Origin of the sequence: Burkholderia sp. MSMB1072, assembly GCF_001524725.1 — a bacterium.
In the GTDB taxonomy this organism is placed as follows: domain Bacteria; phylum Pseudomonadota; class Gammaproteobacteria; order Burkholderiales; family Burkholderiaceae; genus Burkholderia.
The window spans coordinates 345371-369333 of sequence record NZ_LOYC01000035.1; the positions used below are offsets into that span (position 1 = coordinate 345371).

General features: G+C 67.4%; 23 protein-coding genes. 17 read left to right on the top strand and 6 right to left on the bottom strand.

Translation table 11 applies throughout. The annotated features are described in order from the left end of the window. Positions 1–60: 60 nt before the first annotated feature. Entirely contained in the window at positions 61–615 is a 555-nt protein-coding gene (locus WS89_RS20405) for a hypothetical protein (protein ID WP_059792997.1), read from the top strand. A 118-nt stretch (positions 616–733) separates the two neighbouring features. On the opposite strand, the gene kdgD is transcribed toward WS89_RS20405, so the two are convergent. Next, positions 734–1648 carry a 5-dehydro-4-deoxyglucarate dehydratase gene (kdgD, locus tag WS89_RS20410; RefSeq protein ID WP_059499367.1) on the bottom strand — a complete coding sequence of 305 codons (915 nt, stop codon included), beginning with the start codon at positions 1646–1648 and terminating at the stop codon, positions 734–736. Positions 1649–1874: 226 nt separating this feature from the next. On the opposite strand from kdgD, the gene garD reads away from it, so the two are divergent. The 4 genes from garD to WS89_RS20430 all read left to right on the top strand — a co-directional run bounded on the left by garD (position 1875) and on the right by WS89_RS20430 (position 5204). After that, entirely contained in the window at positions 1875–3428 is a 1554-nt protein-coding gene (garD, locus tag WS89_RS20415) for a galactarate dehydratase (protein ID WP_059792999.1), read from the top strand. Positions 3429–3646: 218 nt separating this feature from the next. Continuing rightward, positions 3647–4039, top strand: a complete 393-nt coding sequence (locus WS89_RS20420) for a nuclear transport factor 2 family protein (RefSeq protein ID WP_059793001.1) — start codon at positions 3647–3649, stop codon at positions 4037–4039. A 79-nt stretch (positions 4040–4118) separates the two neighbouring features. After that, positions 4119–4574: an RbsD/FucU family protein gene (locus WS89_RS20425; RefSeq protein ID WP_059499364.1), complete on the top strand. Its 456-nt coding sequence runs from the start codon at positions 4119–4121 to the stop codon at positions 4572–4574. A 192-nt stretch (positions 4575–4766) separates the two neighbouring features. Next, positions 4767–5204 carry a DoxX family protein gene (locus tag WS89_RS20430; protein ID WP_059499363.1) on the top strand — a complete coding sequence of 146 codons (438 nt, stop codon included), beginning with the start codon at positions 4767–4769 and terminating at the stop codon, positions 5202–5204. Positions 5205–5310: 106 nt separating this feature from the next. Here the strand turns inward: WS89_RS20430 and WS89_RS20435 are convergent, their stop codons facing one another. Continuing rightward, positions 5311–6621 carry an MFS transporter gene (locus WS89_RS20435; protein ID WP_059793003.1) on the bottom strand — a complete coding sequence of 437 codons (1311 nt, stop codon included), beginning with the start codon at positions 6619–6621 and terminating at the stop codon, positions 5311–5313. A 316-nt stretch (positions 6622–6937) separates the two neighbouring features. Continuing rightward, positions 6938–8116, bottom strand: coding sequence for a branched-chain amino acid ABC transporter substrate-binding protein (locus tag WS89_RS20440; protein ID WP_059793005.1), 1179 nt, complete (start codon positions 8114–8116; stop codon positions 6938–6940). 585 nt (positions 8117–8701) lie between these two features. On the opposite strand from WS89_RS20440, the gene WS89_RS20445 reads away from it, so the two are divergent. Continuing rightward, a complete protein-coding gene (locus tag WS89_RS20445) occupies positions 8702–9496 on the top strand; it encodes an AraC family transcriptional regulator (protein WP_059793006.1) in 795 nt (264 codons plus the stop codon). 91 nt (positions 9497–9587) lie between these two features. On the opposite strand, the gene WS89_RS20450 is transcribed toward WS89_RS20445, so the two are convergent. After that, entirely contained in the window at positions 9588–9851 is a 264-nt protein-coding gene (locus WS89_RS20450; RefSeq protein WP_006489463.1) for a hypothetical protein, read from the bottom strand. 266 nt (positions 9852–10117) lie between these two features. Then, the gene (locus WS89_RS20455) at positions 10118–12010 is read right to left on the bottom strand and encodes a bifunctional sugar phosphate isomerase/epimerase/4-hydroxyphenylpyruvate dioxygenase family protein (protein ID WP_059793008.1); all 1893 of its coding nucleotides are present in this window, start codon (positions 12008–12010) and stop codon (positions 10118–10120) included. 256 nt (positions 12011–12266) lie between these two features. Here WS89_RS20455 and aroQ point away from each other — a divergent pair, with 256 nt between their 5' ends. Genes aroQ through WS89_RS20470 form a run of 3 tightly spaced genes read left to right on the top strand, consistent with a single transcriptional unit; the run spans position 12267 to position 14957 of the window. Further along, positions 12267–12722, top strand: a complete 456-nt coding sequence (gene aroQ, locus WS89_RS20460; protein WP_027781502.1) for a type II 3-dehydroquinate dehydratase — start codon at positions 12267–12269, stop codon at positions 12720–12722. Further along, the gene (locus WS89_RS20465) at positions 12719–13573 is read left to right on the top strand and encodes a shikimate dehydrogenase (RefSeq protein WP_059499358.1); all 855 of its coding nucleotides are present in this window, start codon (positions 12719–12721) and stop codon (positions 13571–13573) included. The genes aroQ and WS89_RS20465 overlap by 4 nt, the downstream gene beginning before the upstream one ends. A gap of 40 nt (positions 13574–13613) precedes the next feature. Beyond that, on the top strand, positions 13614–14957 hold the full coding sequence (locus tag WS89_RS20470) for an MFS transporter (RefSeq protein ID WP_059499357.1): 1344 nt from the start codon (positions 13614–13616) through the stop codon (positions 14955–14957). A gap of 101 nt (positions 14958–15058) precedes the next feature. Here WS89_RS20470 and WS89_RS20475 read toward each other — a convergent pair whose 3' ends face one another. After that, positions 15059–16168: a 2-aminoethylphosphonate--pyruvate transaminase gene (locus WS89_RS20475; protein WP_059793010.1), complete on the bottom strand. Its 1110-nt coding sequence runs from the start codon at positions 16166–16168 to the stop codon at positions 15059–15061. Between WS89_RS20475 and WS89_RS32835 the strand changes: the two genes are divergently transcribed. The 8 genes from WS89_RS32835 to WS89_RS20510 are packed head-to-tail and all read left to right on the top strand — an operon-like array spanning position 16167 to position 23720. Then, positions 16167–16427, top strand: a complete 261-nt coding sequence (locus WS89_RS32835; RefSeq protein ID WP_257126940.1) for a hypothetical protein — start codon at positions 16167–16169, stop codon at positions 16425–16427. The two genes, WS89_RS20475 and WS89_RS32835, sit on opposite strands and share 2 nt — an antisense overlap. Before the next feature lies 1 nt (position 16428). Beyond that, a complete protein-coding gene (gene phnS / locus WS89_RS20480) occupies positions 16429–17520 on the top strand; it encodes a 2-aminoethylphosphonate ABC transporter substrate-binding protein (RefSeq protein ID WP_059499355.1) in 1092 nt (363 codons plus the stop codon). Positions 17521–17554: 34 nt separating this feature from the next. Next, positions 17555–18658, top strand: a complete 1104-nt coding sequence (gene phnT, locus WS89_RS20485) for a 2-aminoethylphosphonate ABC transport system ATP-binding subunit PhnT (RefSeq protein ID WP_034206097.1) — start codon at positions 17555–17557, stop codon at positions 18656–18658. Then, a complete protein-coding gene (gene phnU, locus WS89_RS20490) occupies positions 18636–19556 on the top strand; it encodes a 2-aminoethylphosphonate ABC transporter permease subunit (protein ID WP_059793012.1) in 921 nt (306 codons plus the stop codon). The genes phnT and phnU overlap by 23 nt, the downstream gene beginning before the upstream one ends. Next, positions 19546–20406 (top strand): 2-aminoethylphosphonate ABC transport system, membrane component PhnV, encoded by an 861-nt coding sequence (gene phnV, locus WS89_RS20495; RefSeq protein WP_059793014.1) that lies wholly within the window; start codon positions 19546–19548, stop codon positions 20404–20406. The genes phnU and phnV overlap by 11 nt, the downstream gene beginning before the upstream one ends. Beyond that, a complete protein-coding gene (gene phnA / locus WS89_RS20500) occupies positions 20403–21710 on the top strand; it encodes a phosphonoacetate hydrolase (protein WP_059793015.1) in 1308 nt (435 codons plus the stop codon). The genes phnV and phnA overlap by 4 nt, the downstream gene beginning before the upstream one ends. Then, the gene (gene phnY, locus WS89_RS20505) at positions 21707–23161 is read left to right on the top strand and encodes a phosphonoacetaldehyde dehydrogenase (RefSeq protein WP_059793017.1); all 1455 of its coding nucleotides are present in this window, start codon (positions 21707–21709) and stop codon (positions 23159–23161) included. The genes phnA and phnY overlap by 4 nt, the downstream gene beginning before the upstream one ends. Positions 23162–23165: 4 nt before the next feature. Next, entirely contained in the window at positions 23166–23720 is a 555-nt protein-coding gene (locus WS89_RS20510) for a phosphonate degradation HD-domain oxygenase (RefSeq protein WP_059499350.1), read from the top strand. The last annotated feature ends 243 nt before the right edge of the window (positions 23721–23963 follow it).

Sequence of the window (23963 nt, forward strand, 5' to 3'; positions counted from 1 at the left end):
CGGGCCGTCTGGCCCGCAGGCGAGCCTGAGAGAACGCACAAGACAATAAGGAACCATCCGATGAATATCAGCAAGCGTGGCGACCACTTGTTCGCGGCCGGATTGTGGAAAGCGATCGGCGACGTCGCGAAATCGGTTCGCACCCAGATCGGCGAATACAGCGAAGGGCGCGTGCTGGCCGACGCGCTGTTCGCGCTGCAGCGCGAGCTGGGCGGCAGCGAATTCGACGTGACGATCAACCAGGGGCGGCCCGTCGCGGGCTCCGATCCGCATTCGTTGATCTTCGGCAGAGCCGTCGAGCGTTTCAAGTACGACATGCAGGCGGTGGTGTTCGCGCTGAAGCATCGTCGCAGTATCGACGGGCCGAACGGTGCGCAGCGCGCCGACGCGCTCACGCAGGCCAATACGCATCTCGCCACCGCGAAGCAGTACGCGATGTTCACCGTCGGGCGGTTCTTCGATGCGGTCGTCGACCGCGACGTGCTGGAACAGATCATGAGCGCCGAGTCGCCGGCGCGCGGCCGGCCGCTTGCGGCGCGCAAAGGGATCGACGAGACGCAGCGTACGCTCGCGAGCGTGCGGCAGCGGATCATCGGCGCGATCGCACAGATGTAATGAAGTGGCCGCGTCGGCTCGTCGAGCCGCGCGGCCATCGCGTGATACGGATACGGACGAGTGCGGGAGCCGGCGCGCCGTGCCGATGAAGGCCCCCGGCGCCGCCGGCGAATCCCGCTTACTGCGGGCCCATCTTCTTGATCAGCACGTCGAGCTCGGCCGCTTCGGCGTCGGTCAGGTCGACGAGCGGGGCGCGCACCGGGCCCGCGTCGTGGCCGACGAGCTTCGCGCCCGCCTTCACGATGCTGACCGCGTAGCCTGCGCGGCGATTGCGGATCTTCAGGTACGGCAGGAAGAACGCGTCGATCAGGCGGCCGACCGTCGCGTGGTCGTCCTTCGCGATCGCTTCGTAGAATTCCATCGCCGTCTTCGGGATGAAGTTGAACACCGCCGACGAGTACACCGGCACGCCGAGCGCCTTGTACGCGGCCGCATAGACTTCGGCCGTCGGCAGGCCGCCGAGGTACGCGAAACGATCGCCGAGGCGGCGGCGGATCGTGACCATGCTTTCGATTTCGCCGACGCCGTCCTTGAAGCCGATCAGGTTCGGGCAACGGTCGGCGAGGCGCTCGAGCATGTCGGCATTCAGCTTCGAATTCGCGCGGTTGTACACCACGACGCCGATCTTCAGCGCGCGGCAGACCTGCTCGACGTGCTCGGCGATCCCTTCCTGGCTCGCTTCGGTCAGGTAGTGCGGCATCAGCAGCACGCCGCTCGCGCCGAGGCGCTCGGCTTCCTGCGCATATTCGATCGCCACGCGCGTCGCGCCGCCCGCGCCGGCGAGGATCGGCACCTTGCCCTTGCAGGTTTCCGTCGCGACGCGGATCACGTCCGAATACTCGCGCTGCGTGAGCGAGAAGAATTCGCCGGTGCCGCCGGCCGCGAACAGTGCGCTCGCGCCATACGGCGCCAGCCATTCCAGGCGCTCGGCATAGGTGGACGGGCGGAAGCTGCCGTCGGCGTCGAAATCCGTCAGCGGAAACGACAGCAGGCCGTGGGAGATGATCTGTTTGAGTTCTTGCGGTGAAGTCATGGTTGGGTCGTCCGTCTAGCGCGAGTGCGGGGTTCGTCGGTACGGCATCCGAGCCATATTGGCGATGTCGTTGTATGTCATCGTACAACGCACGAATGAGCGGCGCAAGCGGTTTGCTGGCCAGTCAAGGGTAGGGTCTTTCCGGATAAGGGTTTACGCAGCATCGTCGATTGAGGTTGAATGTCGTATGATGACTAACGATATCGCAGATAGCACCAGGAATTCCATGACTGCTTCCCCTCTCTACATCCGCGTGCATCCGGACGACAACGTCGCGATCGTCGTCAACGACGGCGGTTTGCCCGCAGGCGCGACGTTCGCCGACGGGCTGACGCTGTGCGAAGGCGTGCCGCAGGGGCACAAGGTTGCGCTCGTCGACCTCGCGGCCGGCGACCCGGTCGTTCGCTACAACGTGGTGATCGGCTATGCGCTGACCGACCTGCGGCGCGGCAGCTGGGTCAACGAGCGCACGATGCGCATGCCCGAGCCGCCGGGCCTCGACGACCTGCCGCTCGCCACGCGTGCCGCGCCGCCGCTCGAGCCGCTCGAAGGCTATACGTTCGAGGGCTTTCGCAATGCCGACGGCTCGGTCGGCACGCGCAACATCCTTGCGATCACGACGACCGTGCAGTGCGTGTCGGGCGTCGTCGAGCATGCGGTGAAGCGGATCAAGGACGAACTGCTGCCGCGCTACCCGAACGTCGACGACGTGGTCGGGCTCGAACACACGTATGGCTGCGGCGTCGCGATCGACGCGCCCGACGCCGACATCCCGATCCGCACGCTGCGCAACATCAGCCTGAATCCGAACTTCGGCGGCGAAGTGATGACCGTGAGCCTCGGCTGCGAGAAGCTGCAGCCCGAGCGCCTGCTGCCGCCGGGCGCGATTCCGGTGGCGGCCGACGGCGCGACGGACAACGGCGGCGTGGTGTGCCTGCAGGACGCCGCGCACGTCGGCTTCAACTCGATGATCGACTCGATCATGAAGATGGCCGAATCGCATCTCGAGCGGCTGAACCGCCGCCGTCGCGAAACCTGCCCGGCGTCGGATCTCGTCGTCGGCGTGCAGTGCGGCGGCAGCGACGCGTTCTCGGGGCTCACCGCGAATCCGGCGGTCGGCTTCGCGGCCGACCTGCTGGTGCGCGCGGGCGCGACGATCATGTTCTCGGAGGTGACCGAAGTGCGCGACGGCGTCGCGCAGCTCACGTCGCGCGCGGCGAACGAGGACGTCGCGCGCGCGATCATCCGCGAGATGGACTGGTACGACCGTTACCTGCAGCGCGGCCGCGTCGACCGCAGCGCGAACACGACGCCGGGCAACAAGAAGGGCGGCCTGTCGAACATCGTCGAGAAGGCGATGGGGTCGATCGTGAAGTCGGGCAGCGCGCCGATCGCCGGCGTCGTACGCCCCGGCGATCGCGCGCGGCAAAAGGGGCTGCTGTACGCGGCGACGCCCGCGAGCGATTTCATCTGCGGCACGCTGCAGCTCGCGGCGGGGATGAACCTGCACATTTTCACGACCGGCCGCGGCACGCCGTACGGCCTCGCGCAGGTGCCGGTGATCAAGGTCGCGACGCGCAGCGATCTCGCGCGCCGCTGGCACGACCTGATGGATCTCGACGCGGGGCAGATCGCGACTGGCGCGGCGACGATCGAGGACACGGGCTGGGCACTGTTCCGGCTGATGCTCGACGTCGCCAGCGGCAAGCGCCGCACGTGGGCCGAGCAATGGAAGCTCGCGAACGCGCTGACGCTGTTCAATCCGGCGCCGGTGACCTGACGCGCATGCGGGGGTGGCGGCAAGACGATGCGGGCGCCTTCGGGCGCCCGTTTTCGTTGCGATGCACGTGGCGATTGCGCGCGCGCATGCGGCGCGTGGCCGGCGCGATTTCCTTACCTCCCGCGTAATCGACCGCCCCCGCCGGCCGGGCGACGATAGCGGCACGCGGACACGAAACGTCCGCGACATCGTCCTTCACCGACACAAGGAGTCTCGCCATGAACACCGCTCAATCCGCATCGTCCGTTCACGCCGATCTGATCGACCGCTACTTCGACGCCTGGAACGAACCCGACGTCGTGCGCCGCCGCTCGCTGATCGATGCGACGTACGCGAGCGACGCGGCCTATCGCGATCCGCTGATGGCCGGCGACGGCCATGCGGGCATCGACACGATGATCGCCGCCGTGCAGCAACGTTTCCCCGCATACCGCTTCCGTCGCACGACCGACGTCGACGCATTCGGCCAGCACCTGCGATTCTCGTGGGCGCTCGTGTCGCCCGACGGCGCGGCGATCGTGAAGGGCTCGGACTTCGGCACCGTCGACGCGTCGGGCCGCCTCGCATCGGTCACGGGTTTCATCGACGAAATGCCGGCCGCGGCGTCGTGACCTGAACGATGTATGCACCGCGGCCGCCGGGATCGGGTAACGTTATGCGATTCGTTCCTGAACCCGGAGACTAGCCCACATGTTGAAGAATCTCGATCCGCTGCTGCACGCCGACATCCTGCACACGCTGCGCGCGATGGGTCACGGCGACGAAATCGCGATCTGCGATGCGAATTTCCCCGCGGAATCCGTCGCGGAGCACACGGTGGTCGGCCGTGCGCTGCGGATCGACGGCGCCGATTCGGCGCGCGTCGTGCGCGCGGTGCTGTCGGTGCTGCCGCTCGATACGTTCGTCGACACGCCCGCGTGGCGGATGGAAGTCGTCGGCGATGCCGCCGTGGTGCCGCCCGTGCAGCGCGAAGTGCAGGCCGAGATCGACCGCGCGGAAGGGCGTTCAGTGCCGCTTACCGGCGTCGAGCGTTTCGCGTTCTATGAGCGCGCGCAGCAGACGTACGCGGTGATCGTCACCGGCGAAACGCGCGGCTACGGCTGCTTCATCTTCAAGAAGGGCGTGCTGTTGAGCGACGCGGGCTAAACGCGTTTGTCAGCGCGCCGGGCTGCCGGCGCCGCCGCCGCGGTGTAAAGATTTGCTACAACCTTTTTCTTGGACACCGCGAAAAGACCCTCTATGCTGGCCCATTTGCCGCGCGCCCTTCCGGGGCCGCGCGGCGCCGAACCGCACGGGCGCACCCGGGCGGGCGGCCGAATTGCATACGAGGAGAGAGGCATGACGCGTACCGTCGATTCCGGCGTCATTTTTTTCGCACGCCTGGCGCTGGCGGCGTTGTTCTTGTGGGGCGGCATCATGAAGCTGCTCGGCTACAGCGATTTCGTCGCGTACCTGCACACGATGAACGTGCCCTATCAACAGGTCGTCGCGCCGATCGTCGTCGCGATCGAGGGGCTGGGCGGCCTGCTGTTGATCGTCGGCTACAAGGTACGGCCGCTCGCGTTGCTGATGGCGGTCTACACGATCGCGACCGCGATGGTCGGGCACAATTTCTGGGACGCGACCAACGCGGCCGTCCAGCACGACATGGTGATTCACTTCTGGAAGAACGTCGCGATTTCCGGCGGGTTCCTGCTGCTGTTCGTCACCGGCGCCGGCGGCGCGAGCATCGACGCGTTGCGCCGGCCGAGTTCGTCGTACGGCGTGCTGCGTTGAACTGACCGGACGCGCGCCGCTACGCGCAGGCAAGTCGAAAGGGCCGAATCCCGCACGCGCGGGATTCGGCCCTTCGTTCATCCGGCGGGCGCGCGGGCGCCGGCGTTCAGTGCGTGCCCTGCACTTCCTTCGCATCCTTCGAGAACTGCACGGCAATCGCGCCGAGCACGCAGATCGCCGCGACGTACACGACCGGTGCGAGCGGATTCGACTTCATCATCAGCGACACGATCACCGGCGTGAGGCCGCCGAAGATCGCATACGCTACGTTGTACGAGAACGAGATGCCCGAGAAGCGCACGACGGCCGGGAAGCTCTTCACCATCACGAACGGCACCGCGCCGATCGTGCCGACCATGAAGCCCGCGATCCCGTAGTAGAGCGGCAGCGTCGACGCATCGGCCGCGACCTGCACGAACAGCAGGTAGTAGCACGCGGCCAGCCCGATGCCGCCGATGCCGAGCACGCGCTTCGCGCCGATCCAGCCCGCGAGCGAACCCGCGGTGATGCAGCCGGCCGTCAGGCACAGCGTCGCGACGCTGTTCGCGAACAGCGTCGTCGCCGGCGCCAGGTGGAACTGCTTCTGCAGCAGCGCGGGCGTCATCAGGATCACGACGACGATCGCAGCCGACAGCATCCACGTGAGCAGCATCGACACGATCACTGCGCGGCCGTGGTCGCGCAATACCGCCTTCAGCGGAATCTCGGCCGCGAGCGCCTTCTTCGCCTTCATCTCGGCGAACACCGGCGTTTCATGCAGCCAGCGGCGCAGGTACACGGAGAACAGCCCGAACACGCCGCCGAGCAGGAACGGGATGCGCCACGCGAACGCGGCGACTTCGGCCGTCGAGTAGCGGCTGTTGATGCCGGCCGCGACGAGCGAGCCGAGCAGGATGCCGGCCGTCAGGCCCGCGGTCAGCGTGCCGCACGCGTAGCCGATATGGCGCGACGGCACGTGCTCGGACACGAACACCCACGCGCCCGGCACTTCGCCGCCGACCGCCGCACCCTGCAGCACGCGGAACAGCAGCAGCAACACCGGCGCGAGGATGCCGATCGTGTCGTAGGTCGGCAGCATGCCCATCAGCAGCGTCGGCACCGACATCATCAGCACGCTCAGCGTGAACATCCGCTTGCGGCCGAACAGGTCGCCGAAGTGCGCCATGATCACGCCGCCGAGCGGGCGCGCGAGATAGCCGGCCGCGAAGATGCCGAACGTCTGCAACTGGCGCAGCCAGTCGGGAATGTCGTGCGGGAAGAAGAGTTGTCCTATCGCCGGCGCGAAGAACACGAAGATGATGAAGTCGTAGAACTCGAGGGCGCCGCCGAGTGCGGCAAGGCCAAGGGTCTTGTAGTCGCTGCGCGTGAGCGCGCGTTCGGCGGCGCGAGGCACGCCGCTCAATTCGGAAGCTTGCATGGTCAGGACGATCGGTTTTCGAATGTTGTTGTCGGTGCTGCGTCTCCAGAGCCCGCTATCGGCATGGACTGACAAGGCGCGGCTTGCGTCGTCGAAGCATGCCGCGTGCCGGGTGAGGCACGCAACACGCGCCGCCGCACCGGGATGGGGCACGGCGGAGACGAGGCGTCAAAGCGGGTGGGGGGATTCTACAGGAGCGCGAAATGCCTGCACGCGGGCGCGTGCCGGGAACGGCTTCGGACCATGCAGCCGAAGCGCGCGCAGCGCGGGCGGCCGGTGAGCCGCTGGCGCGCCGCGCGAGGCAGGGCCCGCGTAATCAGTTGCCGGCGATCGTGTCGACCGGCTTGAACGCGCCGCGCTCGACCTTGTAGATCGTCACAGGCGCATCCTTCAGGTCGCCCTTCGGGTCGTACGCGATGCTCGCGGCCGACACGCCCTTGATCGACACCTTGCCGAGGTACGGCGTGTACACCTTCGGATCGGTCGAATTCGCTTCCTTCATCGCGGTGAGCAGCGCGATCGTTCCGTCGTACGAGTACGGCGAGTACGTGATCACGTCTTCGTTGAAGCGCGCCTTGTAGTGTGCGGCGTAGCCGGAGAAGCCCGGCATCTTTTCCTTCGGCAGCCCGCCCATGTAGACGATCGCGCCTTCGGCCGCGTCGCCGCCGACCTTCAGGAACGTCGGCGAGCGCGACATCTCGCCCGTCACGAACGCCGACTTCATCCCGAGCTGGCGCATCTTGCGGATCATCGGCGACGATTGCGCATCGCCGCCGCCGTAGAAGACCGCGTCCGGATTCACGCCCTTCAGGTTGGTCAGGATCGCCGAGAAATCGAGCGCCTTGTCGTTCGTGAAGTCGCGCTTGACGATCGTGCCGCCGGCCGCTTCCACGGCCTTCGCGAATTCGTCGGCGATGCCCTGGCCGTAGGCCGTGCGGTCGTCGATGATCGCGATGCGCTTGAAGCGCAGCGTCTTCACCGCGTACGTGCCGACGATGCGGCCCGCCTGCGCGTCGCTCGTCAGCAGCCGGTAGGTCGTCTTGTAGCCGCGCGCCGTGTATTGCGGCGACGTCGCCATCGAGATCTGCGGCAGCCCCGCGCGATCGTACAGGTCGGACGCGGGGATGCTGGTGCCCGAGTTGAAGTGGCCGATGATCCCGCGGACGTTGTCGTCGATCAGCCGCTGCGCGACGGTCGTGCCGGTGCGCGGGTCGGCCTGGTCGTCCTGCGAGTCGAGCTGGAACGTGACCGGCTTGCCGCCGATCGTCGGATGCGTCGCGTTGAAATCGGCGATCGCGAGCTGCACGCCCTTCTGCATGTCCGTGCCGTAATTCGACTGCGGGCCGGTCAGCGGTGCGGCGAAACCGATCTTGACGACGTCGGCGGCGACGGCGTGCGCGCCCGACAGTGCGCAGGCGGCGGCCAGCGCGACGTGCGATACCTTCAGCTTCACTTTCACTTCCCCTTGATGGCGTGGTTGGGCCGCCGCCGGCATGCGGGCCGGCGCCGGTAAACCGGGCGAGACGTATCGGTCCGCAGGCCGACGTGCAGGCCGTGCGTGCTTGTCGCGTGCTGCGCGCGCTGTGCCGGAATCGGCGTGCGCGGCGGCGGATGCGGTCGGCCGCGCGTGCCGATTCCGGCAGCGGCGGGATGTCGTCTCGCGACCGTGAAGCTAAGTCTAGATAGCGAAAATACGTGCGTCTTGCGCGTTCGATGCGTGGCCGGCGACGATATCGGCATATCGTCGATAACCCTGATATATGCCGAAATCGTCATGGCGAATGCGCAAACCCGCCAAGACGCGGGCCGTCGGCATTTTTAGGATGACGGATTCGGGTGCGTTGCGCCGGCGTGTCGATGCGCTGCGGCGGCAGCGGTGCAAGCGGAGCGACTGCCGGCCGCGCACTGCCGCGTAGTGGCGTAGTAGTTGCGTGCGCAACTTGTCCAGCCGACTGACGGAAACGGCCGGGACACGCGATGCAACCGGCCGTCGTCTTGCCTGCCCCGCGTTCGGCGCGACGCGATCGAAGGGGCGCTCCTATAATCGACGCCATCTGCCACTCGCTTCGCGGTTGCCGGGATGACGACCTTGCTTGCCGTACCGCCCATGAGCCTGTCCGACACATTGCGCTACCAGCCCGACAACGCCGATCTCGGTGCGATGCTCGCGCATTTCCGCCTGCTCGAACCGGTATTCGATGCGCTGCCGGATGTCGCGTTTTTCGTGAAGGACGGGAGCGGCCGCTACGCGCTCGTCAATCGCACGCTGGCGATGCGCTGCGGCTACAAGGACAAGCGCGACCTGCTCGGCAAGACGGCCGACGAGGTGTTTCCGCGCCGCTTCGGCCGGAGTTACTTCGAGCAGGACATGGCGACGATCAACGCCGGCCAGCAGTTGATGGACCAGCTCGAGCTGCACCTGTATCCGGGCCGCCAGCCGGGCTGGTGCCTGACCTGCAAGGAGCCGCTGCGCGACGCCGTGGGCCGGGTGGTCGGCCTCGCGGGCATCTCGCGCGACCTGAAGGCGCACGAGGGATCGCACCCGGCGTACAGCCGGCTCGCCGACGTGGTCCAGCACATCCAGGATCACTACGTGCAGCCGCTGAACCTGAAGCAGCTCGCGCAGATGGCCGGGATGTCGGTCGCGCAGCTCGAACGCTACTTCCACAAGGTGTTCCACCTGACGCCGCGCCAGGTGCTGCTGAAGACGCGGCTCGACGCGGCCACCGCGCTGCTGGTCACCCACGACAAGGTGACCGACGTCGCGGCGCTATGCGGCTACACGGATCACAGCGCGTTCACGCGCCAGTTCAAGGCGACGGTCGGCGTGACGCCGACGGAATACCGGTTGATGCTGCAGGAGCGGGCAGGGTGACGCCACTCGCCGGCGTGGCCGGCGGGTCGCGGGGATCGGTGTCGTGCGGGAAGGGGGGAAGGGGGAAAGAGGGAAGGGTGAAAGCGGCGGCTCAGCGGTAGCCGAGCCCTTTCAGGACGGCCGTGCCGTCTTCGGTCAGCCGGAAGCTCGGGGCCGTATCGGGGTCGAGCTTGACCATTTCGACGAGGCCGGCTTCCTGCAGCGCGGGCAATTCGGGTTTGGCGTTCGCGCCGATCGGTGCATGCAGCAGCACGAGCAACGTCGCGATTTCATGATGACTGAGCAGGCGGCGCAGCATCGTCTTCTTTGCAGGGGGCGCGGCCGGGCGGCCCGCGGGTGCTTCTACGGCGCTCATCGCTTTCCTCCTTTTCAAGATAACCATCGGGTACTGGTTGCGGATGGTGCCGTCGAAGACTTAAGCGATTCTTAAAACCGTGGCGGGAGACGCAATGCTGCACTGCGGCACGGGTTACCGGATGTAACGTCAGACGTTGCGCGGCTTCCGGCACGACCGCGGGCCGGAAGCGCTTTGCCACGATGGCGCGGGCGAGCGGTGCCCGTCCGGTCGACTGCCGAAGTGCGAGCGCGGTCGCGCCCCAAACGCCGGTTCGCGTCCGTTCCTTATTTCCTGCGCTGCGCCTGCGCGGCGAGCCGCACGGCCGCATTCGCGGCGCCGTAGCCGTCGTACCCGCCGCGCCGCTCGACGATCTCGAGCGAGAAGCGGTTGTCGACCAGTTCCGTATACGCATGCAGGAATTCGCCGCCCTGTTCGTCGCGGTCGTAGAGCAGGTGGTGCGTGCTTAGCGTGTCGATCAGTTCGTCCGGCAACGCGTAACGCGCGGCGAGATCGTCGTAGTAGTTGGCCGGAATGCGCAGGAACGGCACGCCGTCGGCCGCGAACGCGGCGACCGTCTTCACGATGTCGTCCGTGCGGAACGCGACGTGGTTCAGCCCGGTGCCGTGGTAGCGGTCGAGCGATTCGGCAACGGCCGTGTGGCGGTCGACCGATGCGTTCAGCGCGATCCGAACCGAGCCGTCGGCGCTGCGCACCGCGCGGCTGCGCATCAGCCCGTACGGGTCGGGCACGAGCCAGCTGCGCTCGGCCTCGAAGCCGAATGCGGTCTTGAAGAACAGGATCCACGTGTCGAGCGCGTCGGCCGGCAGCGCGAGGCACACGTGATCGATGCCCGTCAGCGGGCCGACTTCGCTCGGTCCGTCGATGTCGGTCAGCACGAAGTCCGATTCATACAGCGTCGGCGCATCCGGCGCTTCGTCGACGAAATATTCGAGGCTGCCGTCCGGCGCCTTCACGCTCGGCAGCACGCGTTCGTTCGGCCCGACCCGGCCCGAGAACGGCGCGTAGCCGAAGCCGGCCGCGCGTTCGAACGCCACTTTGGCGTCGTCGACGCGGAACGCCGACGCGCACAGCGACAGCCCGTGCTGCTGGAAGAACGCATCGGCGAACGAGTCGCGCTCGGCGTTCAGCACGATCGATGCGGCGCCGTGCTGGAACAGCGTCACGTCCTTCGAGCGATGCCGGCCGGCGAGCCGGAAACGCATCCGGCCGAGCCATTCGCCGACGGTTGCCGCCGCCTGCGCGTCGACCGCGAATTCGATGAACTGGAACCCGACGTGCGCCGGCGGCGCGGGCGGTGCGAACAGCGGCTGGCCGGCGGCCGGCGCGCGACCCTCCTGTGCGAGCCGCGCGCGTGTCAGGTCTTCCAGGTAGAGCAGCGAGCGATGGCCGTCCGCGGCCGTGAGCGCGGTCGGCGCTGCGCGGAAACCGTCGTTGAAGATCTCGAGCGACAGCGGCCCCGTATAACCCGACTCGATCACGCGCGCGGTGAAGCGCGCCAGGTCGAAGTCGCCCTGGCCCGGGAACGAGCGGTAGTGGCGGCTCCATTCGAGCACGTCCATCGCGAGCTTCGGCGCGTCGGCGATCTGCACGAACGCGATCCGGTTGCCGGGGATGTCGGCGATCGCGTCCGGCGAATCGTCGAGCGACAGCGTGTGGAAGCTGTCGAGCGCAAGGCCGAGGTGTGGGCTGTTCACCGCATTCACGAGCTGCCACGCGTGGCCGTACCGTTTCACGACGCGGCCCCACGCAAGCGCTTCGTACGCGGCGACCACACCGGCTTGCCGCGCGGCCTCGGCGAGCGCGCCGAGCTGGTCGACGAGCAATCCGTCGTCGGCGATCGTATCGGCCGCCACACTGCTGCAGACGAGGATGCGGTCGGTGCCGAGCGCATGCATCACGTCGAACTTGCGCTTGATCCGGTCGAGATTGCGCGCGAGCTGGGCCGCGCTCACGCCCTCGAAGTCGCGAAACGGCTGGAACAGCACGATGTCGAGGCCGAGATCGGCGGCCATGCGCCGGACGTCGGCCGGCGATCCGTCGAAGTAGACGAGGTCGTTTTCGAAGATTTCGACGCCATCGAAGCCCGCAGCCTGGATGGCGGCGAGCTTCTCGGCGAGCGTGCCGGACAGGGACACTGTGGCGATCGAGCGCTGCATGGGCGATTCCTGCGGGTGAGCGGGGCATGGCACCGGTCGAACCGACCCTGAATGAACCAGTCGTTGAGTTCGGCGCGGGCGCCATATCCCGAATTTACTGGGCTAGCGATGCATATTGTACAAACTAACTAGATGGTACAAATTAGCGAAAACCCGAAAAGACATTGCGCTTGCGCAAGCGCACACTAGCGCCAAATCTTGACGTCAGGGGGCGGAGTCGGCTCACGATTCGCCCCCGTTTCTGGAGCAAAGTCACATGAGCAAGCACAAGGTGCTGGTGCTGAACGGCCCGAATCTGAATTTGCTGGGCACGCGCGAGCCCCACATCTACGGCGCGGAAACGCTCGCCGATCTCGAGCAGCGCTGCCGCACGGCGGCGGAAGGGCTCGGGCTGGAAATCGAGTTCCGCCAGTCGAACGCCGAGCATCAACTGATCGACTGGCTGCATGCCGCGCGTCACGACACGCACGGCATCGTGATCAACCCGGCCGCCTATACGCATACGTCGGTGGCGTTGGCCGACGCGCTGTCCGCGATCGCGAAGCCGGTGATCGAGGTGCATATCTCGAACGTCCATCGTCGCGAGGCGTTTCGCCACCATTCGTATGTGTCGGCGATCGCCGAAGCCGTGATCTGCGGCTGCGGCACCGAAGGCTACGTGTTCGCGCTGCAGCGCCTGGCGACGCTGTTCGCGCAGGGAGCCGCCCGATGAGCCGCCCGTCGTTTCTGATCGGCCTGATCGGCCAGGGTATCGGCGGTTCGCTGTCGCCCGCGATGCACGAGGAAGAGGGATTCCGCCAGGGCTTCGGCTACGTGTACCGGCGCATCGATCTCGACGTGCTGGGCGTGAACGTCGACGCGCTGCCGCAGCTGCTCGAGGCCGCGCAGCGGATGGGCTACAACGGGCTGAACATCACGCACCCGTGCAAGCAGCGCGTGATCGAGCATCTCGACGCGCTGTCGGACGACGCGCGGGCACTCGGCGCGGTGAACACCGTGCTGTTCAAGGACGGCAAGCGGATCGGCCACAACACCGACTGGTCGGGCTTCGCGAAATCGTTCCGCCGCGGGCTGCCCGACGCGTCGCTCGAACGCGTCGTCCAGCTCGGCGCGGGCGGCGCGGGCGCGGCGGTCGCGCACGCGGCGCTGCAGATGGGCGCGGCCGAACTGACGATTTTCGATGTCGACGGCACGCGGGCCACCGCGCTGGCGGGCGAATTGCAGCAGCGCTTCCCCGCGGCCCGGGTCGCACCGGGTAACGATCTCGCGGCCGCGATGCGCGCCGCGACCGGCCTGATCCACGCAACGCCGACCGGCATGGTCAAGCATCCGGGCCTGCCGCTGCCGGCCGAGCTGCTCCACGCTGGCATGTGGGTGGCCGACATCGTGTATTTCCCGCTCGAAACCGAGCTGATCCACGCTGCCCGCGCGGCCGGCTGCGCGACGCTGCCGGGCGGCGGGATGGCCGTGTACCAAGCCGTCGACGCGTTCGAGCTCTTCACCGGACGCACGCCCGACGCCGAGCGGATGTTCGATCACTTTCAGTCGCTCGTCGCGCGCTGACCCCTTACAGATAGATACGGAAAGAGACCAGGAGACGACCATGCAGCACACCACCCACACGAGCGCCGCGCCGGCGCAGGCGGCCGGCACGGTCCGGCGCACGTCGGCGCGCTACAAGATCCTCGCGCTGCTCGCGATCGGCACGATGATCAACTATCTCGACCGCACCGTGCTGGGCGTGGCTGCGCCGCAGCTCACCAAGGAGCTCGGCATCAACGCGGCCGTGATGGGCATCATGTTCTCCGCGTTTTCGTGGACGTACGTGGCGATGCAGGTTCCCGGCGGCCTGTTCCTCGACCGCTTCGGCAGCAAGATCACCTACTACTGGTCGATGACGCTGTGGTCGCTGTGCACGTTCCTGCAAGGCTTCGTGCCGGGCGTCGCGACGCTGCTCGCGTGCCGCCTCGGCCTCGGCATCACCGAGGCGCCGTGCTTCCCCACCAACAGCCGCGTCGTCGCGACGTGGTTTCCGCAGAACGAACGCGCGATGGCGACGGGCACCTATACCGTCGGCGAATACATCGGCCTCGCGTTCTTCAGCCCCGTGCTGTTCGCGCTGATGGGCGCATTCGGCTGGCGCTCGCTGTTCTGGGTCGTGGGCGCGGTCGGCATTGCGTTCGGCCTCGTCTGGTGGAAGCTCTACCACGAGCCGCGTAACCATCCGGGCGCGAACGCGGCGGAGCTGGCCTATATCGAGGCGGGCGGCGGTCTCGTGCACGGCGTGCGCAAGACCGACGACAAGAGCGGCAAGGCCGCGCAGCCGAAGTTCAGCTGGGCGATGGCCGGCAAACTGCTGAAGAAGCGCCAGCTCGCGGGCATCTGCCTCGGCCAGTTCGCCGGCAACTCGACGCTCGTGTTCTTCCTGACCTGGTTCCCAACCTATCTGGCAACCGAGCGCCACATGGGCTGGCTGAAGATCGGCTTCTTCGCGGTGATGCCGTTCATCGCTGCGTCGGTCGGCGTGATGTTCGGCGGAATCTTCTCCGACTGGCTGCTGCGCCGCGGCAAGTCCGCGAACCTCGCGCGCAAGCTGCCGATCATCGCGGGCCTGCTGCTCGCGTCGACGATCATTCTCGCGAACTACGTGCAGAGCAACGAAGCGGTGATCGCGATCATGTCCGTCGCGTTCTTCGCGCAGGGGATGGCCGCACTCGGCTGGACGCTCGTGTCGGACATCGCGCCGGACGGCCTGCTCGGCGTGACGGGCGGCATCTTCAACTTCGCGGCGAACCTCGCCGGCATCATCACGCCGCTCGTCGTCGGCGTCATCGTCGCGTCGACCGGCTCGTTCGTCGGCGCGCTCGTGTTCATCGGCGTGATCGCGCTGGTCGGCGCGCTGTCGTACATCTTCGTCGTCGGCGACATCAAGCGGATCGAGTTGTAAGGACCGGTTCCCCGCACATTCGGTGCGTTCGCCCGGCGGCCGATCGGCCGTCGGGCGTTTTTATTTGCGCGTGCCGGCGGCCGGCCGGCACGTACGCAATTTCATGCGTGCTGCATCGCGATGCCGAGCGATTCGACCGCGGCCGCGATGGCGGCGACCGCACGCTGGATATCGTTCGCGTCGATCGCGCCGATGCAGCCGACGCGGAACGTCTCGAGGCGCGTGAGCTTGCCCGGATACAGGATGAAGCCCGCGTCGCGCACCGCGTCGTAGAAGCGGCGGAAATCGTAGGCCGGATGGTCGGGCGCGTGAAACGTGACGATCACCGGCGCTTGCACGCTGGCGTCGAGGAACGGCACGAAGCCGAGCGCGCGCATCGATTCGACCAGCGTCCGGCAGTTGTCCGCATAGCGGGCGCCGCGCGCCGGCTGGCCGCCTTCGGCGAGGTACTGGTCGAGCGCGGCGCGCAACGCGGCGATCACGTGCGTCGGCGGCGTGAAGCGCCATTGCCCGGTCTTGCGCAGATACGCGTACTGATCGTGGAGATCGAGCGCGAGCGACGGCGAGTTGCCTTCGCTCGCGTCGAGCGCATCGCGCCGCACGATCGCGAACCCCATTCCCGGCACGCCTTCGAGGCATTTGCCGCTGGCCGAGATCAGCGCGTCGATGCCGCTGTCCGCCAGCGCGATCGGCAGCGCGCCGAACGAACTCATCGCATCGACGATCAGCCGCTTGCCGTGCCGCCGGCACGCGGCCGCGATCGCACCGAGCGGATTCAGGATCCCGGCGCTCGTTTCCAGGTGCACGAGCGCGACGTGCGTGATGCGCGGCTCGCGTGCGAACGCGGCTTCGACGGCCGCGGCTTCGACAGCCGCGTCTTCGCCGAACGGCAACGCGATCGCGTCGATACCGAGCCGGCCGAGAATCTTCAGAATGCGCGCGCAATACGCGCCGTTGTCGGGAACCAGCACGACGCCGTCGCGCGGCACCAGCGTGCCGAGCGCGGCTTCGACCGAGAACGTGCCGCTGCCCTGCATCGGCACGCACACGTACGCGTCGCCGCCACCCGCGATGGCGACGAGGTCGGCACAGACGCTGGCCGTCAGTTGATTGAAAGCGGCATCCCACGACCCCCAGTCATGTTGCATTGCGTGGCGTGTTGTGGCGGACGTGGTGAGCGGGCCGGGCGTGAGCAGGATCGGGTCGGGCATGGTTTTTATCTCCGGCAAAGGGCGAATGAAACGCGGGACGGCATTTCTGAATGACTTGCATGATAGTGGCAAAATGTGTCATTTTTTGGAAATTGTGGCATTCGTCACGGGTTTGTCATCGAACGCTGTGATCCTTCGGTTGCCGCGCGACACCCAGCCTGAGCGCGGCAGCGAGGCGGGCCGCCAGGCGGCCTGCCCGGAGACGACAGGAGAGCCGGATCGTGCCCGGCCGTTTGGTGTTCCGCCTACGGAGAAGTGAGATGACACTGCAGAAACCCTCGCGCGCCGCTGCCGGCGCGTTCCGCAAGCTCGCGCTGGCCGCCTGCGCCGCCGGCCTGCTGCAAGGCGCCGCGATGCCGGCGCATGCGGCAAACGCGGTCGTGCTGTACACGGCGGACGGCCTCGAGAACCTCTATCGCGATGTGCTGCCGGCCTTCGAGAAGAAGGAAGGCGTGAAGGTCAACATCGTGACGGCAGGCAGCGGCGAGGTGGTGAACCGCGCGAACATCGAGAAGAATTCCCCGAAGGCCGACGTGATCGTCACGCTGCCGCCGTTCATCCAGCAAGCCGGCCAGATGGGCCTGCTGCAGCCGTACCAGAGCGTGAACTACAAGAATGTGCCGGCCATCGCGAAGGCCGAGGACGGCACGTGGGCGACCTTCGTGAACAACTACTTCTCGTTCGCGATCAACCCGGACGTCGTGAAGAACCAGCCGAAGACGTTCGCCGACCTGCTCGCGCCGGCCTACGCCGGCAAGGTCGCGTACTCGAACCCGGCCACGGCCGGCGACGGGATGGCCGTGCTGATCCTGACGACGTCGCTGATGGGCGAGGACAAGGCCTTCGACTACCTCGCGAAGCTGTCGCAGAGCGTGAAGTTCCACACGAAGGGCACGGGCTACCTGAACGTGCTGCTGTCGCGTAACGAGATCAGCGTCGCGAACGGCGACCTGCAGATGGACCTCGACGACGCCGAGCACGGCGCGCTGTCCGTCAAGCCGATCTTCCTGGCCGCGAAGGACGGCGACCAGCCGACCACGTTCCAGCTCCCGTACGGCATCGGCCTGATCAAGAGCGGCCCGAACCAGGACGCCGGCCGCAAGCTGATCGACTACCTGATGTCGACGGAAGTGCAGTCGAAGGTGCCGGACATGTACGGCATCCCGGGCCGCACCGACGTGCCGCTGGCCGGCAAGAACGGCGAAGCGGTCAAGAAGGCGATCGCGGGCGTGAAGCTGATTCCGGTCGACTGGACCCAGGTGATGGCGAAGAAGCCGGTGTGGATCGAGCGCTGGAAGAAGGACGTGATCGGCAGCTCGGGCAAGCAGCTCGACGTCGTCAAGCCGAAGTGACCGGCGCACGCCGCCTGTATCAGCGAGCAAGAGGATGAACCCGGTGGAAACCACCCTGACCCATCCCGGCGCATTCGGCGCCGCCGAACCGCACGCGACGCTGCGGTCCGGCGCGCCGGGCGGCGTGCAGATCGAACACCTGAGCGTGCGCTACGGCGCACGCACGGTGCTCGACGATCTGTCGCTGTCGATCGGCGCCGGTGAATTTCTGACCGTGCTCGGCAAGAGCGGCTGCGGCAAGACCACGCTGCTGCGCTTCATCGCCGGGTTCGTGAAGGCCGACGGCCTGACCGGCACGCTGACCGTCGCCGGACGCGACCTGACCTATGCGCCGCCGCACAAGCGCAACCTCGGTCTGCTGTTCCAGAATTATGCGCTGTTCCCGCACCTGTCGGTGTTCGAGAACGTCGCATTCGGGCTGCGCGCACGCGGCATGGCGTCGTCGGAAGTGACGCGCCGCGTCGCCGATGCGCTCAAGCTCGTGCAACTCGGCGATGCCGGCCACCATCTGCCCGCGCAACTGTCGGGCGGGATGCAGCAGCGCGTCGCGCTGGCCCGCGCGCTCGTGATCGAGCCCGACGTGCTGCTGCTCGACGAGCCGCTGTCGGCGCTCGACGCCAACCTGCGTGCATCGGTGCGCAGCGAACTGAAGGCGTTGCACGAGCGCTTGCCGAACCTGACCGTTGTCTGCGTGACGCACGACCGCGACGACGCGCTCGTGCTGTCCGATCGCGCGCTGCTGATGCGCGACGGCCACATCGCGCAGCTCGGCACGCCGCAGCAGTTGTACGACGCGCCGCGCGACGGTTACGTCGCGCGCTATCTCGGCCCGGCGAACCTGCTGCCGCCGCACGTGATCTTCCCGCTCGGCGATCCGCGCCACGAGGTGCGCGGCAAGGTCGCATGCGTGCGTCCCGAGCGGCTGACCGTGATGCCGCCTGCGGCGGGCGGCCTGCACGGCACCGTATCGTCGGTCGAATGGCAGGGCGCGGACCTGTCGATCGCGGTCGTGATCGACGCGGCGCCCGACGAGCCCGTGCGCGTCACGATGCAACGCGGCCGCGGCGCGGCCCCCGAGCGCGGTGCGCGCGTGTCCCTGCATTGCGAGGCAGACGATGTCGTCCTTATCGAGCCCTGAAACCGGCCTGCCGCCGCACGTGCTCGCGTCGGCCGCCGCGCATGCCGCCGCCGCGCGGCGCCGCAGGCGCATAGGCGACCTGCACCTGGCCGCGCTCGCGATCGTCGTGCTCGGCCCGCTTGTCGTCTATCCGCTGGTGAAGCTCGTGCTGCTGAGCGTCTCGGGCGATCACGGGTTGAGTTTCGCCGCGTACCGGACTTTCTTCGGCAATCCCGACACGCGCAACGTGCTGCTGACGACGCTCGGCGTCCTGTTCGCGAGCGCCGGCACCGCGTCGGTGCTCGGCGTGCTGCTGGCTGCGCTGCTGTTCTTCAGGCCGTTCCCGGGCGCGTCGCTCGTCACGCGCTTCCTGGAGCTGTACGTCGCGTTTCCGTCGTTCCTCGTCGCGTTCACGCTGATCTTCCTGTACGGCTCGCAGGGTTCGATCAGCATCGCGTTGCAGCACCTGCTCCATCTCGAGAACCCGCCGCTCGACTTCCTGTTCGGGATCGGCGGCGTGATCCTTGCACAGACCGTGTTCTACACGCCGTTCGTCGTGCGGCCGACGCTTGCGTCGTTCGCGACGCTCGACCTGCGGTTGATCGAAGCCGCGCGCAGCCTCGGCGCGCCCGGCTGGATGCTCGCGCGCCGCGTCGTGCTTCCGATCGCGTGGCCGGGTATCGCCGCCGGCACCGTGTTGTGCTTCCTGCTGACGCTGAACGAATTCGGGATTCTGCTCGTGCTCGGCAGCGCGCGGCTCGTGACGCTGCCGGTCGCAATCTACAGCAGCGCGACCGTCGATCTCGATCTGCCGACCGCGTCGGCCGGCGCCGTCGTGATGTTGTCGTTGTCGCTGGCGCTGTATACGGTTTATCGCCGGGTGAACCGGCGTGCGACGGGAGGAAACGATGTCCGCTGAATTCCGTATCGGGCACGCCGTGCCGCGCCACCCGATCGGCTGGACCGACGCGCTGCTCAAGCATGCGTCGCGCGTCGCGCTCGCGCTGGCCGCATTCGCATGCTTCTGGCTGTTCGTGCTGCCGGTAATCGTCGTCGCGCTGTCGAGCGTGTCGACGCAGTGGTCGGGCACGATCCTGCCGGCCGGCTACAGCCTGCGCTGGTTCGAGCGGCTCGGCTCGCAGGAATACGACGCGCTGCTGACGAGCCTCGAAATCGGCTTCGGCGTATCGGCGCTCGGCACGATCCTCGGGCTGTGGCTGGCGCTCGCGCTCGAAGGGCGCGACCGGCGCGGCCTCGGCGCGGTCGTCGACGCGCTCGTGATGGTGCCGAACGGCGTACCGAGCGTCGTGCTCGGGCTCGCGGTGCTGATCGCGTATCACCAGAAGCCGCTCGACCTGTCGAGCTCGGCGGCGATCGTCGTGCTGGTGCAACTGGCGCTGATTCTGCCGTTCTGCTATCGCTGCGCCGCCGCCGCGTTGCGTCCGGAGCTGACCGTGCTGCGCGAGGCAGCCGCGAGCCTGGGTGCGCCGCCCGCGATGGTGCTGCGCCGCGTGCTGCTGCCGCAACTCGTGCCGGCGCTGCGCGCGAGCCTCGCGCTCGGTTTTGCGCTGTCGCTCGGCGAGCTCGGCGCGACGCTCACGGTTTATCCGCCCGGCTTCGCGACCGTGCCGATCGTCGTGATCGGCCAGGTGGAGCGCGGCTATTACCTGCCGGCGTCGGCGTTGTCGCTGCTGATGCTCGGCGCGTCGCTCGCGGCGCTGCTGCTGATCGCCGCGCGCGTGCCGCGCGGCGCGCGGGCGGCATCATGAACGCCGCGTTCGCGTTGCGCCATCCTGGCGATGCGTCGCCCGCCGGCGCGTCGACCGGTCTCGCCGGACGCTCGATCGACGTCAATGGCCGGTGCTATCGGCTGCCGGTCGAGCCGACCGTCGTCGTCTGTGTCGACGGCTGCGAGTACGACTATCTCGAACGCGCGGTGGAAGCGGGCGTCGCGCCGTTCATCGGCCGGATGATCGCGGAAGGCACGGCCTGGCGCGCCGATTGCGTCGTGCCGACCTTCACCAACCCGAACAACCTGTCGATCGTCTGCGGCGTGCCGCCGTCGGTCCACGGCATCTGCGGCAACTATTTCTGGGATCCGGCCGCCGACGGCGGGCGCGGCGCCGAAGTCATGATGAACGACCCGGCCTATCTGCGGGCCGGCACGCTGCTCGCGGCGGCGGCCGACGTCGGCGCACGGGTGGCCGTCGTGACCGCGAAGGACAAGCTGCGCAGGCTGCTCGGCTGGCGGCTGAACGGCATCTGCTTTTCGGCCGAGAAGGCCGCACAGGCCAATCTCGCGGAAAACGGGATCGTCGACGTGCTCGACTGGGTCGGCCTGCCGTCGCCGGACGTGTACAGCGCGGCATTGTCCGAATTCGTGTTCGCGGCCGGCGTGCGGCTCGCGCAGACGCGCCAGGTCGACCTGATGTACCTGTCGACCACCGACTACGTGCAGCACAAGTGCGCGCCGGGCAGTGCCGGCGCGAACGCGTTCTACGCGATGATGGACGGCTACCTCGCCCAGCTCGACGCGCTCGGCTGGGCGATCGGCCTCACGGCCGATCACGGGATGAACGCGAAGCACGATCCGGCGACGGGCCGGCCGAACGTGATCTATCTGCAGGATGCCTTCGACGGCTGGTACGGCGCGCAGGCTGCGCGCGTGATCCTGCCGATCACCGATCCGTACGTCGTGCACCACGGTGCGCTCGGTTCGTTCGCGACGATCTACCTCGCGCCGGGTGTCGACCGGGCCGAGGCGATGTGGCGCGTCGGCGGCCTCGACGGCGTCGAGCTCGTGCTCGACAACGCGGAAGCCGCCGCGCGCTTCGAACTGCCGGCCGACCGGATCGGCGATCTCGTCGTGATCGGCCGCCGCGACATGACGCTCGGCACGCGCGAGCGCGAACACGACCTGTCGGGCCTCACGGTGCCGCTGCGTTCGCATGGCGGCGTGTCCGAGCAGGAAGTGCCGCTGCTGTTCAATCGCCGTATCGAGCGGGACGATCCCGCACGTCGCCCGCGCAACTTCGACGTGTTCGATTTCGTGTTGAACCGGATCGCGACATGATGGCTCATCCGCGGCAGGATCATCCGTCGTTTCGTGAGGAAGCATTGCGCTGGCGCGGCACGCGCGCGATGCGCGAACGCACGCTCGACGTCACGGATCCATACACCGGAACACGCGTCGGCACCGCGCCGCTCGCCAGCGTCGACGACGTGCGCGCGGCGTTCGATTACGCGATGGCCTACCGGCCGATGCTCACGCGCTACGAGCGTTCGCAGATTCTCGAACGTGCGGCTGCGCTGCTGCGCGAGCGCACCGAGGAGGCGTCCGACCTGATCACGCTCGAGTCGGGGCTGTCGAAACGGGATTCGCGCTACGAGATCGGCCGGGTGGCCGACGTGCTGAAGTTCGCGGCGGTCGAGGCGCTGCGCGACGATGCGCAGAGTTTCTCGTGCGACCTGACGCCCCACGGCAAGGCACGGCGCGTGTTCTCGCAGCGGCAGCCGCTCGACGGCGTGATCGTCGCGATCACGCCGTTCAATCATCCGATGAACCAGGTGGCACACAAGGTCGCGCCGGCGATCGCGACCAACAATCGCGTGATCGTGAAGCCGTCGGAGAAGGTGCCGCTGTCGGCGTTCTATCTGGCCGACCTGTTATATGAAGCGGGGCTGCCGGAGCCGATGCTGCAGGTGCTGACCGGCGATCCGGCCGAGATCGCGGACGAACTCGTCACGCATCCGCATGCGTCGCTGATCACGTTCACGGGCGGCGTCGCGATCGGCAAGGCGATTGCCGCACGGGCCGGTTACCGGCGCATCGTGCTGGAACTGGGCGGCAACGATCCGCTGATCGTCCTTGCCGATGCCGATCTCGACCGCGCGGCGTCGCTCGCGGTGCTCGGCTCGTACCGGAATTCGGGCCAGCGCTGTACGGCCGTCAAGCGGATGCTGGTGCAGCGCTCGATCACGCCCGCGTTCACCGAATTGCTCGTCGAGAAGACGCGCGCATGGAAATACGGCGATCCATTCGATCCAGCGAACGAAATGGGCACGGTGATCGACGAGGCAGCGGCACGGCTGTTCGAGGCGCGTGTGAACGAGGCGGTCGCGCAGGGGGCGCGCCTGCTGACCGGCAATGTGCGGCGCGGCGCGCTGTACGCGCCGACCGTGCTCGACAACGTCGATCCGTCGATGACGATCGTGCGTGAGGAGACCTTCGGCCCCGTCTCCCCCGTCATCGCGTTCGACACGATCGACGACGCGATCCGGATCAGCAACGGGACGGCGTTCGGGTTGTCGTCGGGTGTCTGTACGGACAGCACGGCGGCCGTCGTGCGGTTCGTGAACGAACTGAACGTCGGCACGGTGAACGTGTGGGAAGTGCCGGGATACCGGATCGAACTGTCGCCGTTCGGCGGCGTCAAGGATTCGGGGCTCGGCTACAAGGAAGGCGTTCAGGAAGCGATGAAGAGCTTCACGAACCTGAAGACGTTTTCGCTGCCTTGGGAGTAAACGAATGGCGCTGACGGTGGAAGAGATCCACGGGCTGTATCGCGAACATGGCCATGTGGCCTATAGCGGCGAACCGGTCACGCAGCTCGAGCATGCATTGCAGAGCGGATTGCTGGCGGAGGCGTCCGGCGCGGACGAAGCGCTGGTCGCGGCGGCGTTCCTGCACGACCTCGGCCATTTGCTGAATCGCCAGGGCGAGACGCCGAGTGCGCGCGGGATCGACGATCTGCATCAGTATTATGTGCTGCCGTTCCTGCGGCCGTTGTTCAACGATGCGGTGCTCGAGCCGATCCGGCTGCACGTCGACGCGAAGCGCTGTCTGTGCCGCACGGATGCCGGCTACGTCGAGAGCCTGTCGCCGGACTCGGTGCGCAGTCTGGCGTTACAGGGCGGTGTCTTCAGTGAAGAGGAGGCGGCAGCGTTCCTCCTGCGCCCGTTCGCGGAGGACGCTTTGCGCCTGCGCCGCTGGGACGACACGGCGAAGGAGGAGGGCAAGGTGACACCGGATCTCGATCACTATATGGAGATCGTCGCGCGCCAGGTACGCGCGGCCTCCTGACGGTTCGGCTGCTTCTATATAAGGCGCCGCACGCGGCAGCGTGCGGCGCCTTATATTTTTTGTGAAACCCCTTGCGCGATTGCCGGGGGATGCATAGAATCACGCCTCTTTCGCGCTAACGGAAACGCGGCGCGGGAGGAAGGGAAGCGGTGCTGTTGAGGTTCGGAAGTAGCGAGCCCGGCAGCGCAGGAAGATGGCCCCGCAGTCGCAACGATGTCGTGCAGAAAGTTGTTGACGTGCTGC